Here is a 13,137-nt window from a genome sequence, read left to right as displayed (position 1 = left end):
CACGACAGCCAACGGGGTCAAAACACGTGCAAGGTGGGCGAACCCAGCTTCACGATGCAGGAAAGTGTCTCATCTCATGATTTTTGGTCAATAGTGCAGAACGGTTACGCAATAGAACAAAGCTATCGCAGAACCTGCCGCCATTCGGACGCTTCCGAGTCTTAACTGCAAGACCCGCAACTATAGCGATGCACGAAGTCTTAGCAGAAGCCGTTCAGCTTGAGGATCTTGTGCGCCTCGATCGATGCGCGAAGCTCGTCTTCCGATGTTCGGCTGCCCTGGTTTGCATCGGGATGGTGCATCTTGAGGCGCTCTTTGTAGCGGAGCCTGATCTGCGCGGGCGTTGCGTCTTGCGGAAGTCCGAGTGTCTCGAACGCCTTTGCTTCGAGAACCTTGAGCTTTCTTGCCTGCTGTTCCGCCTTTTGCGCCTTACGCTGCTCCGCGCTCTTTCGCGCGTTGAGCGCCTTTGCCGACCCGGAGCGGGTCGTCAGCGGCATCGGAATTTCGGTTGGCTGCTTGACACCGGTTCCCATCGTTGAGCGCTGGCCAGCGACCGCTTCCTTCTGGTAGCGGGCGACCACGGGATCGGACTGGGCGGGCGAAAAGTTATAGCCCTTGTTATAATCCTTGATGTGCTCGAGACAGAACAGAAGATACAGGCCTTCGCCGCCCTGGCCGACTGGCGCACGGTGGGAACCCTTTTTTTCGCAGCCATCCCACTGGCATCTCGGCCCGGATGTGTCGCTTTGCGGCGCAGGCTTTTTGCGGATGGACTTCAGGCCCACAAATATCTTCGAATCGACTGTCATACGCGTCTATATGGCGGCAAGCTGCGATCTCGGCAAGCGGCGAACCTGCGTTCCACATTTATCCGTGTTTTTCGGAAAACAACTGTGCTTTTGGCGGCGATATCCGGCCTGGGTTACCGAGCATCGCCGCAGCTATCTCGGGGTTACTTGATCAAAAACCGGTGAGACGGGGCAGCCAGGTCGAAAGCGCCGGAATGAAGGTGATCACAAGCAGGATCACGACATAGGCGATGAGGAACGGTGTCATTTCCCGCGAGATCTCGCTGACCCTGATCCTGACCGCGGCCGACACGACATAGAGAAGCTGGCCGACGGGTGGAGTAATCAGCCCGATCGTCAGGTTGAGAATGACGATCATCGCAAAGTGGATCGGATCGATCCCCAGGCTGAAGGCGATCGGCGCCAGGATCGGCACCAGGATCATGACGCCGGGAAGCGGATCCATGAATGTGCCGAAAAGCAGCAACAGCACGTTGACGGCGAGAAGGAACATGATCGGGCTGAGGTTCCACGATATGATCAGGTCCGCCATATATTGCGGCACGCCTTCAATGATCAGCACCCAGGCAAAGGCGCGTGCGGCAGCAAGGATGAGCAGAATGCCGACGGTGATCATCGCCGAACGGAAGATGATATCAGGCAGATCCCGCATGTGCAGGGAGCGGTAGATGAACATGCCGCAAAACAGCGAATAGAACACCGCGATGACGGATGCCTCGGTCGGGGTGAAGTACCCGGCGCGGATGCCGCCGACGACGATGACGATCAGGGCGACCGCCGGCATCGCGTAAACCGTCGTCCTTACCATCTCGGCAAGAGTCGGCCGCAGATCCATCGAGCGGTAGTTGCGCTTGCGGGAAATGTAGAAATTCACGAGGCACATCGCGGCGGAGATCAGGAGACCGGGGATCACACCCGCAACGAACAGTCCGCCGACCGAAACGCGATTGTCCTGCAGGGCATAGATGATCATGGTGATCGACGGCGGGATGATCGGATCGACGATCGCCACGGCCGCGGCAAGCGCGGACGCATAGCGCTTCTCGTAACCGCTTTTTTCCATCATCCGGATTGTCATGGCGCCGGGTCCGGCCGCTGCCGCGAGCGCCGAGCCGGAAATGCCGGCAAACAGCGTCGTCGAAATGATGCTGGCATAGCCAAGCCCGCCTCGAGCGCGGCCGACAAATTGCGCCGCAAGGCGCAGAAGGTGGTGCGTCAGGGCGCCGCCCGTCATCAGTTCAGCCGCGAGGATAAAGAACGGGACCGCGAGGAGAGGAAAGCTGTCGACGCCGGAGAACATTTCCTTGATCACGACGATCTGCGGATAGCGGCTGCCGAGAATGACGGCGAGCCAGGTCGAAATCGCCAGCGTGAAGGCTATCGGCACGCCGACGGCCATCAGGATGAAAAACGAAACGAAGAGAATGGAAATCATCATGGTCAGGCAGCAACCGGCGGGAGGTCGTCTTCGCCCTGCAGCGCGCTCATGCCGCCGATGACGTAGGTGCGCAGAACCAGGAGAAGATGGATGGTCAAAAGGGTGAAGCCGATCGGGATCGCGAGATAGATATAGCCGAAGGGGATCTGCGTGGACGGCGTCGTCTGCAGCATCGTGCGGCCAACGTAGGTTTTGCCGGCCCAGATCATGACCGCGAAGAACGCGAACATGATGATCGCCGAGATGATGCGAAGGATGCGGGCTTTGCGATCTCCGACCGCGATCTGGACGTTGTCGATCGCCGTCAACGAACCGTGCCTGAGCGTAATGCCGGCTCCGATGAATGTCAGCCAGATCATCAGGTGGCGGGCAACTTCGTCCGACCAGGTGATCGACTGATTGGTGAGAAACCGAAGGCAGACGTTGAGAAACACCAGGATCGCCATCGCAGACAGTATAGCGATCAGCAGCCAGCGATTGAGATCGACGAAAATACGTTCGAATTTCTGCATTGCACCCCCGGCGCTCGAAGCGCCGCCCCTCGGATCGATCCGCTGACGGGCGTCCACCTGAAGAGGGCGCCCGTCGAAGTGTTGACGCGCTTATTTCGTGGCGATGATCTGGTCGACAAGTTCCTTGGTATAGGTCTTGTAGTAACCGTCATAGGCGGACTGGATCGACTTCTGGAACGCGGCCTTCTGCTCGTCACTGAGCACGTTGACCTGCATGCCTGAAGCCTTCGCCTTTTCCACGCCGTTCTTTTCGGAGGCGTCGACAAAGGCGCGCATGGCTTCTTTGCCCTTCAGCGCACCGTCCGCGAAGATCTTCTGTTCGTCCTCGGAAAGGCTTTCCCAGAACGATGGCGCCACGATCAGCATTGCCGGCGAATAGACGTGTCCGGACACCGTCAGATACTTCTGAACTTCCCAGAGCTTGGCGGAGACGATGACCGAAAGCGGGTTTTCCTGTCCGTCGATCGCGCCCTGCTGCAGGGCTGGAATGACTTCCGGCCAGGACATTGGCGTCGGTGCGGCACCAGCCGTCTTGAAGGCCGCGATATGGACCGGATTTTCCATGGTGCGGATCTTCAGCCCGGCCAGATCCTCCGGCTTTTCGATCGGCTGGCGGTTGTTGGTGATGTGGCGAAAGCCCTGCTCGCCCCAGGCAAGGGCGATCAGCTCGCGATCGCGGAACTTTTCAAGGATGCCTTCACCGATCGGTCCGTCCAGCACGGCGCGCGCATGCGTCAGGTCGCGAAACAGGAACGGAATATCAGTGACGCCAATCTCGGGTACGAAGTTGGAAAGTGCCCCGGAGGAGACCACGACGGCCTGGACGCCGGTTCCAAGCTGCAGGCCTTCGATGACTTCGCGCTCGCCACCCTGTGCGGAGGACGGGAAATGCGTGAACTTGAATTTGCCCTGGCTGGTTTCGGTAACGTATTTGTCCCAGCCATCGGCGGCGGCACCGTAATGGGAATCGCGCGCCAGCGCGTAGGCGATCTTCACCTCGGTTGCCTGTGCCAAGGCACCGGTTGCCCAGGTCGCTGCAAGGGTGGCAGCCGCAACGGCGCCAGCAAAAGTCCGTCTGTTCAACGCATGAAACACGTGTTTTCCTCCCGTAGAGCGCGTCGTCCTCATCCGCGCATGTGGACGACCTCCATCCGCGAAAACCTGATAGACGTCAAGTTCATCCAAGGCCGATAGAAGAGCCTCGCCGGGGGTATTTCGGTTGCAGTCTGATCGACGGCTGATGTCTGTGGTGGAAAAGACGCATCGCCTGCTTTCAGGCTCTGCAAGACGCAGGCTTTGGTCGAGGCGCACGACGTCGCCTCGACTGCCTGAAATCATGGTCCTTCGCAGATCGGCGCCTGGCCGGTCACCGTCTCGCCCACTTCGACGGCATAGGCGCGCAGGCCATGTGCATCGAGGTTGATAATCCGGTAGCAGGGATTGCCGCCCGTCCAGAACGGCATCGGATTGGCAAGGTCTGTCACGAATCGATGGGCGCAGGCCTGACCGGAGCTGTAGGCGATGCCCTCGGCGCTCGTTCCCGACATCGGAACATGGATATGGCCGAACACGATATGACGGATGCCCGCTTTGTGGCCGGCAAGCCGGCGCATGATCCGCCCGTCGTCATGCATGCCGATGTGATCGAAATGGGCAATGCCGCAGTCGATCGGCGGGTGATGGATAAAGACTGTGACCGGGTGCTTGCCGGCACCTTCGAGCGCCTCGTCCAGAAACGCCATGCGGTCTTCGCCGAAGACGCCACCGATGACAGCGGCCTCATGGCTATCGAGAAAGACAAGCCGTCCGAACTCGGTATCGAGGAAGGACTGGATATATCCGTTTGCATCGAGCGGATGGGCAGGGAATGCCGCCCTGAAATTCGGCCGGTCGTCATGGTTGCCGAGCATCAGGCGCACTTCGAACGGTACGGGCGCCAGAATATCCTTGAGGATGTCATAGGCTTCGGGATCACCGTGATTGCAGAGGTCGCCGGTCATCACCAACAGGTCCGCATCGGCGTGCTTCTCGAGGACATCAGCCACGGCTGCGCGCAACTGTTTCTCGGGGTCGACACCGTTCACGGACTGGCCTGACAGCATCAGGTGCGTATCGGTGATCTGCAGAATTTTCATCGTCGTTCTCTCAAGAATGAAGAGGCCGCGGAGAGGCTCCCCGCGGCCGTAGGCATTGGTCAGTGATTACTTCATCAACGCGTTGGTCTGCTCGACGATCTGCTTCAGACCGGCCTCGGGCGTGACTTCGCCGCGCATGACGGTGCCGATGATGTCGCGCTGGGTGCGCCAGATGCGAACGGAATCGCCACCCGGATAACCGGCCCATGGCAGCGAGCGTTCAGCCTGGAGCGAAGCGGTTTTGACGTTCGGATGCTCGGCATAGTAGGGCGCGAGGAATTCCGGACCGGTGGCGAGTTTGTTGGTCGGCAGGTAACCGGTGATGCGAACGATGACGTTCTGCGCTTCCGGGCCTGTCACCCACTTCATATACTTCCAGGCAGCGTCCTGCTTTTCCTTGTCCTGGGTCAGCATTACGGCCGAGTTTCCGCCGGTCGGCACGCCGCCCTTTTCAGGGTTATCCAGCGGGAAGGTCGAGGTCACCAGCTTGAAGCGGTCACCGACCAGCGCTTCGATCGTCTGCACGTGGGCAGGCGTCGAGAAGATGAAGCCGGTCAGGCCTGCACCGAACTGCTGACGCGACTGGTCCCAGTCAAGCAGGTTCTGGCCGCCTTCGGTGACGAAACGACGCGCCAGCTTCAGAGCATTGAGGCCGATCTCGTTGTCGAAGCCGACGGTCTTGGTGGTCTCGTCAACCAGCTTGCCGCCCTGATTGGTGATGAGCGCCTGCCACAACCAGTCATCCGGCCACAGGTTGATATCGTAGCCCATGCCGGACACCTTGGCGTCCTGCGCGTGGATCTTGTTGGCAAGCTGGATCAGGCCGTCGAACGTCTTCGGCATGTTGTCCGGATCGCCGCCGGCCTTACGGACCAGTTCGGCGTTGACGTAGATGATCGGCGAAGAGGCGTTGACCGGCAGGCCGTACTGCTTGCCGTCGACCATGCCCAGCGCTGACATCTTCGGCGAATAGTTCTTGTCGAGGAAGGCTTGGCCGCCGTCCTTTTCGATGAACGGCGCGAGATCGGTGATCTGCTTGCGCGGTGCAAGTGTATGGACCAGTTCCGCCGTCAGATTGTAGCCGGAGAAATAGACGTCCGGCAGGTTGCCGGTGACGGCTGCGCGAAGCACCTGCTGCTGGCCATCGTTATAGCCAGGCGCCGGCGCCAGGAAGTTGATCTTGATGTCCGGATTGTTCTTCATGAACTCATCGGCCAGCGGCTGATGAAATTTGGTGAAGCCCGGCAGGTTGTAGAGAATGTTGAGGGTGACATCCGCTGCAAAGCTCTGCGCGGAGAATCCCGTCAGAGCAAGGCCAAGGGCCAGGCCGCCGAGAGCGGTCCGTCGTTTGATGTTCATTGTCGTCTCCGAAGGGTTCGGTTGAGGGAGGAAGGCTAAGGCTAGTAAGGCTAGAGCAGTTACTTCACGCCGGTCATGGTGATGCCGGCGATGAAATGTTTTCTGGCAAGAAGAAAGCAGACAACCATGGGGGCGGTGATGATCGTCGCGCCCGCCATGAGTGCGCCGTAGTTCGCTCCGGATTCGACGTCCGCGAAGAACAGCATGCCGAGCGGCGGCGGCGCCAGATTGGTGTCGGTGACAACGATCATCGGCCAGTAGAGGTCGTTCCAGTGGGCAACCAGCGAGAACACCGAGAAGGCCGCAAGCGAAGGCAGCGAGCCGCGCAGCACCAGCCGGAAGCAGATTTCCAGTTCCGAAAATCCATCCATGCGTGCGGCTTCGATGATCTCGTCGGGATAGCTGCGAAACGACTGGTTGAAGAGGAAGATCGCAAAGACCGAGAGAAGAAAAGGCATCATCATCGCGAAATAGGTGTTGAGCAGCTGCGCTTTCGCGAGCCCCACGAAGAGGGGGAGGGCAAGCGCCTGGATCGGCACGGTGAGTGCGGCAATGACCAGCGTCAGCAGCAGTTTGCGGCCGGGAAAGCGGAGTTTCGCGAGCGCGTAGGCTGCAGGCACGGCAGTCAGCACCTGCACGATCAGGATGCCGAAGCAGACGATCACGCCGTTCAGCATGAAGCGGAGCATCGGTACCTGACTGGCGGCCCGCGAATAGTTGTCGACGGCTGCAAATTTCTCCGGGATCGGCCAGAGCGAGACGCTGAAGATCTCGGCCGGCGAACGGATGGAGGTCAGAAACATCCAGTAGAACGGCAGCAGCATCACGAAGGCCCCGGCGGCCAGAACGACATGCGGCAAATATCTGCGGAGCGCGGCCATCAGTAATGTACCTTCCGGTCCATATGCACCGTCTGGCCGATCGAGAGCACCAGCACGATGGCAAGAAAAATCAGGGTGAGGGCGGCCGCATAGCCGGTGTTGGAATATTCGAAGCCTTCAAGGTAAAGCGCGAACAGCAGCACTTCCGAGCCTGAGCGACCTTTGGTCAGAACCGCGACGGTTTCGAAAACCTTGAATGCGGATATCGACGTGGTGACGATGACGAACATCATCGTCGGCCCCAGCATCGGCAATGTGACCGTCAGGAAGCGGTCGATCGGATTCTTCGCGCCGTCGAGCCGGACGGCCTCATGCAGATCCTTCGGGATCGCGGTCAGGCCGGCCAGGAAGAGCACCATGTTGAAGCCCAGCACCTGCCAGATGCCGATGATCGCCATGGTCGGGATGAGCAGCGACGGGTTGGACAGAAAGCCGACCGGCTCGAAGCCGAACCACTTGATTGCCGCATTGACCGGCCCGAGCGAGGGGTGCAGCAGGAACTGGAACACGGTTGCCATCGCCACGAGCGTTGCCGTTACCGGCAGGAAATAGGCGATCTCCCAGAAGGCGCGGCTGCGCTTTCTGTTATAGACGAGAAGCGCCACCCCGAGCGCCAGGATGACGCCCGCCGGAATAACGATGACCGCGTAAAGCACCGTGTTCCACAATGCCCGCAGGAATACCGGATCGCTGAACGCCTTGCGAAAGTTGTCGAGGCCAACGAAGCTGGTGGACATGGCGCCGAGCTGATAGTCCGTGACCGAGAAGACGGCGAGAACAAGCATCGGAATGATGTAGATGGCGAGCATCAGCAGCACAGCCGGAGCAACGAAGAAAAGCCCCCGGCGTGCCATGCGGCGTGCTGTCGAGGATTTGCGTGGCCGGGCCTCTGAAATTGCCTCTACCGTTGAAGCCGCCATACTCACGCCGGCACCTGTTCGTGAACGGTGATCTCGCGGCGCTTCTCGTCGGACCCGAAAAGATGGACGCCTTCCTTTGAAAACGCCAGCCGAACATTTCCATCCGCATCCGCGCCAAGATCGTCACCGACCCGCTGCCGCATGACGATGGAAATGGAAGGATCGCAGTTGAGATTGAAGGTGACAAAACGGTCTGCGCCCTGAGTTTCGGTGCGTACTAGGCGTGCCTCGATGCCGTCTTCTGCGGGAAAGACATCTTCGGCGCGGATGCCGAGTGTCGCAGGTCCCGGCCATGCGTTGCGCGCGGTGATACCGAGCTTTTGTCCGAACAGAACGATCTCTCCCGATGCGTCCAATTCGACGGGCAGGAGGTTGATCGATGGCGTTCCGATGAAACGTGCCACCGTCAGGGTCGAAGGGCGCCGGTAAAGTTCGTCCGGTGTGCCGAGCTGCTCGATGCGGCCTTCCGACATCAGGGCAATGCGGTCCGACATGGTCATCGCTTCGATCTGGTCATGGGTGACATAGATGAAGGTGGCGCCAAGGCGGCTGTGCAGGTTGGTCAGTTCGCCACGCATATGTGCGCGCAGTTTCGCGTCTAGATTGGACAGCGGCTCATCCATCAGGAAGGCGGAAGGCGAACGGACCAGGGCGCGGGCAAGCGCCACGCGCTGGCGCTGGCCGCCGGAAAGCTGTGCCGGCCTTCGATCGAGCAGATGGCCGATCTGCAGCACGTCGGCTGCTTCCTTTACCGAAGCATCGATCTCGCGGAGCATTTCGGCATTCGCGATCATGCGCCCGATCAGCGGCAACCTCGACCAGACCGAAAGGCGGCGCATGCGCAGCGGCGTCGCGATATTGTCGCGCACGGTCATATGAGGATAGAGCGCGTAGGACTGGAACACCATTGCCAGATTGCGGTCGGACGGATCCACATCGGTGACATCGCGGCTGCCGATCGACACCGTTCCGCGATCCGCGGTCTCAAGGCCTGCGATGATCCGGAGCAACGTGGATTTGCCGCAGCCGGACATGCCCACGAGCGATAGAAACTCGCCAGGACGAATGGAAAGGTCGATGCCCTTCAGGACGTCGTCGGCCCCGAAGCCTTTCCCGATGCCGGCAATGTTAAGCGATTGAGGCTGCATTCTGAGCTCCTTTTCGAAGGGGCTATGCAGCTGCGACATGACGGTGTTGCGACAGTTTTGAGAAGGTTATGTAACGGAGGAGGAGGGCGGGAGGTGGACTGTTGGGTGCTAAGCCTGCCCCTCAGGGTCGACGGCGGTTAGAGACCTCGCCGGTCATTCGTTCAGCTGCCCTCATCCGGAATGTTCAACACCTCTCCACAGGCCTTGCAATGCACCGCGTCTGCGTCATGGCGTTGCAGAGCGCAGCGCGGGCAGGGAAACGTGACCTTGTGCGGCCTGACGATCGCCTGCGCCAGCCGGACGAACAGCGAGATGCCGATGATCATGGTGAAGACGGATGTCAGCTTGCCGACCGTTCCCGGAAGCGTGATATCGCCGAAACCGGTCGTGGTGACCGTTGCCACCGTGAAGTAGAGCGCGTCGATGAAACCTTCGCTTCCGTCACGATTGTAGAAGAACGTGGTGTAAACGAACCCGGTCATCAGAAACAGGAACACCAGGAAGTTCAGCACGGCGCGCACGACGTCCAGGTACGACACGCAGCCCGCACGCCGCAGAACCTCCTTCAGCAACGGGCTTTGTCCGATGGCCCAAAGGCGCATGACGCGAAGAAAAGCAAAGTTGAACAGCGCGTCGGGGAAAAGCAGCGTCACCAGGAGGACGAGATCGATCCAGGTCAACGGCCTTGCGAGCCAGTGTCGCAGTGACGGTGCTGCGACGGCGCGGACCATGAGCTCCAAGCCGATCCAGGCTGCGATGATGTAATCGACGATCAGATAGGACGGGCTGGACCGAAGATACGGGCCGAGCAGGAAGAATGCCAGGATCGCCAGATCGACGACCGCAAATGCAGCCTGCATGGCGATGGCGTTCCGACCCGTAGGGCGCTCGAGCAACCGCACGCAGTCCCTGAACTTGATCCGGTCGCTTCTTTTTTCGACAATTTTCATGAGGTCCAGATAGATCGAAAGGAGATGTCATCAAGCCTACGCACAAAAACACGTTGCTGACCGCGCCAGTAGCAAATTGCGGAGGCCTTGCTCAACTGGTTTTCAAGGCAGCGATCAGCGCCCGCAACGCCGGCGGGGATTGTCGCCGGCTTGGGTGATAAAGATGAAAACCCGGGAATCTTGGGCACCAGTCGGCGAGGACCTGGATGAGCTTGCCCGACGCAATATCCTCCGCCACGTCATGCTCCATAATGTAACCAAGTCCGGCGCCCGCTCGTACGGCTGCAGCCGGAAGATCGCCGTCGTTGGCGACCAGAGGCCCGCGGGTGCGGATCTTGATGTCCTTGTCACCCCTCTGGAATTCCCAGGGAAGAAGTCCGCCCGATGTCTTCAGCCGATAACCGATGCAGGCATGACGGTCGAGATCATAGGGTGTCAGGGGAGGCGGGTATCTCTCGAAATAGGAGGGCGTGCCGACGACCACCGTCCTCAGGTCCGGGCCGATCTTGACTGCGATCATGTCCTTGTCGACCGTTTCTCCCAGCCGGATGCCCGCATCGAAACCAGCCGCGACGATGTCGGTCAAACCGTCGTCAATGTTGACCTCCACGCGCACATCCGGGTTTGCAAGCAGGAAACCCGGCAGTTTCGGGAGAAGCACGATCCTGGCCGCATAGGCAAAGGTGGTGATCCGCACTGTGCCAGACGGGTTGTCGCGCCATTCAGCCATTGCCTGCAGGCCGTCTTCTATCTCCGTCAGCGCCGGGTTCAGTGATCGAAGCAGCCGCTCGCCCGCTTCCGTCGGAGACACGCTGCGTGTCGTGCGCGCCAGAAGCCGAACGCCCAGCCTTTCTTCCAGCCCGCGCATCGCATGGCTGAGTGCCGATGGCGACATGGCGAGGATCGCGGCCGCACGGGTAAAGCTGCACTCTCTTGCGACCGTCGCGAACGCCATGAGATCATTGAGGTGGTTGCGCTCCATTGCTGCAAGCTGCTCACAAGTTCATGCCGCCCGCAACCTCTAATCGGCAGGAGCAGGTGTTGCTAGGTTCTTCGTCATCACCAGCATGGAGAAGACGCATGGATCTCACGCATTACCGCACACTCGGCAAATCCGGACTGATCGTCAGCCCGCTCGCGCTCGGAACGATGACGTTCGGCGCCGGTCGGTGGGGCGCCGGTGAAAAGACGTCGCGTGATTTGTTCGATACCTATACCGACGCCGGCGGCAACTTCGTCGATACCGCCGACATCTATTCGGGTGGCGAAAGCGAAACCATGCTCGGCACGTTCATGAAGGACAACGGCAACCGGGATCGTCTGGTGATCGCCACCAAGTCCGGTTTTCCCCGCGCGCGGGGCACGCCGCTCTGGGGTGGGAATGGCGCGAAAAACATCCGGCTCGGGATGGAGGGTTCGCTGCGGCGGATGAAAACCGATTATATCGACATGTACTGGATCCATGTCTGGGATCGTACGACGCCCGCCGAGGAGGTGCTGCAGACCCTGGCGGACGCGGTGCACGCCGGAAAGATCCTGCATTACGGCTTTTCCAACACGCCGGCCTGGTATGTCGCCAAGATTGCAACACTTGCGGAAGCGCACGGCCTTCCGAAGCCGATCGGCCTGCAGTACAGTTATTCGCTCATCGACAGAGGCGTCGAGCTCGATGTTATCCCGGCAGGTGCCGAGTTCGGCTTGGGGCTCGTTCCATGGAGCCCGCTCGCTGCCGGCTTGCTGTCCGGCAAGTATGGTCGCGACAAGATTGCCGATGCGGGGCGCGCCACAGCGATGCCCGATAGCGGTGCACCGACGAGCGAGGGAGACAGCGACGGCCGGTTGAACGGGGACAATCCGTTTGGGGGCATGTTGTTTACCGAGCGCAACTTCGACGTGGTCGATGTCGTGAAGACGGTCGCAGACGAGATCGGCCGTTCCCCGGCGCAAGTTGCCCTTGCATGGGTGGTGAACCGACCTGGCGTGTCCTCGGTTCTGATCGGTGCGAGCCGAGTCGCCCAACTCACGGAGAACGTCGCGTCGCTCGGGATCACACTGAGTGATGATCATTTGCAACGGCTGGAACAGGCAACGATGCTGCCGCTCCTCAATCCGTATTTCATCTTCCAAATCCCACGGGAAACATTGTTCGGCGGTCAGGCGGTTCAACCCTTCGCACCGTCCTGACGGGCAGGACCCTTGCCGATGTTTTACCGTTGTCGGCCGGGATATCGAGCGGGCTGATCCCCTTGCCCTCAGATTGCGTGCGGTATTTGCGCGAAAACAACCGGTCGGTTCTTGCCGACCGGGAGGCTGCTGCTAAGCTTCGGGCAAGTGTGCGCAGAGCGGATCGATACCGCGCACCGATCGGCATCAATCGGGAGTTCGAAATAACAGCATGGCGCGTCGCGACAAACTCAAGCTTGGCACATTCGTCTATACCTTCGGCTTTCATCCCGCTTCATGGCTGCATCCTGATAGCGATGTGAACGGCGCCAATGATTTCGCCCATCTCCTCAACGTCGCGAAACAGTCCGAGGCGGCCAAGTTCGATTTCATGTTCATGGCGGACTCTCCCGCGGCCGCTGTCGGCGATCCAGCAGCGCTGGCGCGACAGCCGACCAAGATGAACCGTTTCGAGCCGCTTTCGCTTCTCTCGGCGCTCGCGGTTTCCACCGAAAAGCTCGGTCTGGTCGCGACCGTTTCGACCAGTTATTACGAACCCTACAACGTCGCGCGCATCTTTGCCTCGATCGATCATTTGAGCGGCGGCCGCGCCTGCTGGAATGTCGTGACATCAGATCACAACGAGACGGGCTATAACTTCAACCGCGACGGACTCGATCCCCACGCCCTGCGCTACGAGCGGGGTGCGGAATTCGTCGATGTCGTTTTCGGTTTGTGGGACAGTTTCGAGGCGGACGCGCTCAAGCTCGATCGCGAGACCGGGATCTATTATGACAAGGATAAGCTGCATACGCTCAACCA

Annotated in this window: 13 protein-coding genes (1 of these 13 only partly in view); 2 read left to right on the top strand and 11 right to left on the bottom strand. The window is 60.0% G+C overall.

Annotation, left to right across the window (positions count from 1 at the left end):
- Positions 1 to 200 precede the first annotated feature (200 nt).
- The 11 genes from J3A65_RS00095 to J3A65_RS00045 all read right to left on the bottom strand — a co-directional run bounded on the left by J3A65_RS00095 (position 201) and on the right by J3A65_RS00045 (position 11,134).
- Positions 201 to 809 carry a J domain-containing protein gene (locus J3A65_RS00095; RefSeq protein ID WP_113110025.1) on the bottom strand — a complete coding sequence of 203 codons (609 nt, stop codon included), beginning with the start codon at positions 807 to 809 and terminating at the stop codon, positions 201 to 203.
- A 151-nt stretch (positions 810 to 960) separates the two neighbouring features.
- Positions 961 to 2,247: a TRAP transporter large permease gene (locus tag J3A65_RS00090; RefSeq protein ID WP_244476187.1), complete on the bottom strand. Its 1,287-nt coding sequence runs from the start codon at positions 2,245 to 2,247 to the stop codon at positions 961 to 963.
- Between the two features lie 2 nt (positions 2,248 to 2,249).
- Positions 2,250 to 2,759 (bottom strand): TRAP transporter small permease, encoded by a 510-nt coding sequence (locus J3A65_RS00085; protein WP_062459070.1) that lies wholly within the window; start codon positions 2,757 to 2,759, stop codon positions 2,250 to 2,252.
- 90 nt (positions 2,760 to 2,849) lie between these two features.
- Complete coding sequence (locus J3A65_RS00080) at positions 2,850 to 3,854, bottom strand: TRAP transporter substrate-binding protein (protein ID WP_244508887.1); 1,005 nt, start codon at positions 3,852 to 3,854, stop codon at positions 2,850 to 2,852.
- A gap of 239 nt (positions 3,855 to 4,093) precedes the next feature.
- Positions 4,094 to 4,894: a phosphodiesterase gene (locus J3A65_RS00075; RefSeq protein WP_209898230.1), complete on the bottom strand. Its 801-nt coding sequence runs from the start codon at positions 4,892 to 4,894 to the stop codon at positions 4,094 to 4,096.
- A 66-nt stretch (positions 4,895 to 4,960) separates the two neighbouring features.
- Entirely contained in the window at positions 4,961 to 6,253 is a 1,293-nt protein-coding gene (locus J3A65_RS00070) for an ABC transporter substrate-binding protein (RefSeq protein ID WP_209898227.1), read from the bottom strand.
- A 59-nt stretch (positions 6,254 to 6,312) separates the two neighbouring features.
- Positions 6,313 to 7,134 carry a carbohydrate ABC transporter permease gene (locus J3A65_RS00065; protein ID WP_209898225.1) on the bottom strand — a complete coding sequence of 274 codons (822 nt, stop codon included), beginning with the start codon at positions 7,132 to 7,134 and terminating at the stop codon, positions 6,313 to 6,315.
- Positions 7,134 to 8,054, bottom strand: coding sequence for a sugar ABC transporter permease (locus J3A65_RS00060; RefSeq protein ID WP_209898222.1), 921 nt, complete (start codon positions 8,052 to 8,054; stop codon positions 7,134 to 7,136). The genes J3A65_RS00065 and J3A65_RS00060 overlap by 1 nt, the downstream gene beginning before the upstream one ends.
- Before the next feature lie 2 nt (positions 8,055 to 8,056).
- On the bottom strand, positions 8,057 to 9,202 hold the full coding sequence (locus tag J3A65_RS00055) for an ABC transporter ATP-binding protein (RefSeq protein ID WP_209898218.1): 1,146 nt from the start codon (positions 9,200 to 9,202) through the stop codon (positions 8,057 to 8,059).
- Between the two features lie 161 nt (positions 9,203 to 9,363).
- Positions 9,364 to 10,152 carry a potassium channel family protein gene (locus tag J3A65_RS00050; RefSeq protein ID WP_062463298.1) on the bottom strand — a complete coding sequence of 263 codons (789 nt, stop codon included), beginning with the start codon at positions 10,150 to 10,152 and terminating at the stop codon, positions 9,364 to 9,366.
- A 91-nt stretch (positions 10,153 to 10,243) separates the two neighbouring features.
- Entirely contained in the window at positions 10,244 to 11,134 is an 891-nt protein-coding gene (locus J3A65_RS00045; RefSeq protein WP_209898216.1) for a LysR family transcriptional regulator, read from the bottom strand.
- Between the two features lie 98 nt (positions 11,135 to 11,232).
- On the opposite strand from J3A65_RS00045, the gene J3A65_RS00040 reads away from it, so the two are divergent.
- Positions 11,233 to 12,336, top strand: a complete 1,104-nt coding sequence (locus tag J3A65_RS00040) for an aldo/keto reductase (RefSeq protein WP_209898211.1) — start codon at positions 11,233 to 11,235, stop codon at positions 12,334 to 12,336.
- A gap of 211 nt (positions 12,337 to 12,547) precedes the next feature.
- A protein-coding gene (locus tag J3A65_RS00035) for an LLM class flavin-dependent oxidoreductase (protein WP_113165144.1) crosses the window boundary here: on the top strand, positions 12,548 to 13,137 show its start. Its footprint extends 760 nt past the window's final position; the window shows 590 of its 1,350 coding nt (coding positions 1-590); it begins with the start codon at positions 12,548 to 12,550; its stop codon lies off the right edge, out of view.

Source organism: Rhizobium sp. PvP014, from assembly GCF_017876855.1.
Lineage (GTDB): Bacteria > Pseudomonadota > Alphaproteobacteria > Rhizobiales > Rhizobiaceae > Neorhizobium > Neorhizobium soli.
The sequence above is the reverse complement of the archived record's forward strand: the minus strand, read 5'-3'. Positions and strand labels throughout refer to the sequence as shown.

Bases quoted from the DNA above. Each gene is read 5' to 3' on its own strand.
- J3A65_RS00095 (WP_113110025.1), bottom strand. From the start codon at position 809: ATGACAGTCGATTCGAAGATATTTGTGGGCCTGAAGTCCATCCGCAAA.
- J3A65_RS00090 (WP_244476187.1), bottom strand. From the start codon at position 2,247: ATGATGATTTCCATTCTCTTCGTTTCGTTTTTCATCCTGATGGCCGTC.
- J3A65_RS00085 (WP_062459070.1), bottom strand. From the start codon at position 2,759: ATGCAGAAATTCGAACGTATTTTCGTCGATCTCAATCGCTGGCTGCTG.
- J3A65_RS00075 (WP_209898230.1), bottom strand. From the start codon at position 4,894: ATGAAAATTCTGCAGATCACCGATACGCACCTGATGCTGTCAGGCCAG.
- J3A65_RS00070 (WP_209898227.1), bottom strand. From the start codon at position 6,253: ATGAACATCAAACGACGGACCGCTCTCGGCGGCCTGGCCCTTGGCCTT.
- J3A65_RS00065 (WP_209898225.1), bottom strand. From the start codon at position 7,134: ATGGCCGCGCTCCGCAGATATTTGCCGCATGTCGTTCTGGCCGCCGGG.
- J3A65_RS00060 (WP_209898222.1), bottom strand. From the start codon at position 8,054: ATGGCGGCTTCAACGGTAGAGGCAATTTCAGAGGCCCGGCCACGCAAA.
- J3A65_RS00055 (WP_209898218.1), bottom strand. From the start codon at position 9,202: ATGCAGCCTCAATCGCTTAACATTGCCGGCATCGGGAAAGGCTTCGGG.
- J3A65_RS00050 (WP_062463298.1), bottom strand. From the start codon at position 10,152: ATGAAAATTGTCGAAAAAAGAAGCGACCGGATCAAGTTCAGGGACTGC.
- J3A65_RS00045 (WP_209898216.1), bottom strand. From the start codon at position 11,134: ATGGAGCGCAACCACCTCAATGATCTCATGGCGTTCGCGACGGTCGCA.
- J3A65_RS00040 (WP_209898211.1), top strand. From the start codon at position 11,233: ATGGATCTCACGCATTACCGCACACTCGGCAAATCCGGACTGATCGTC.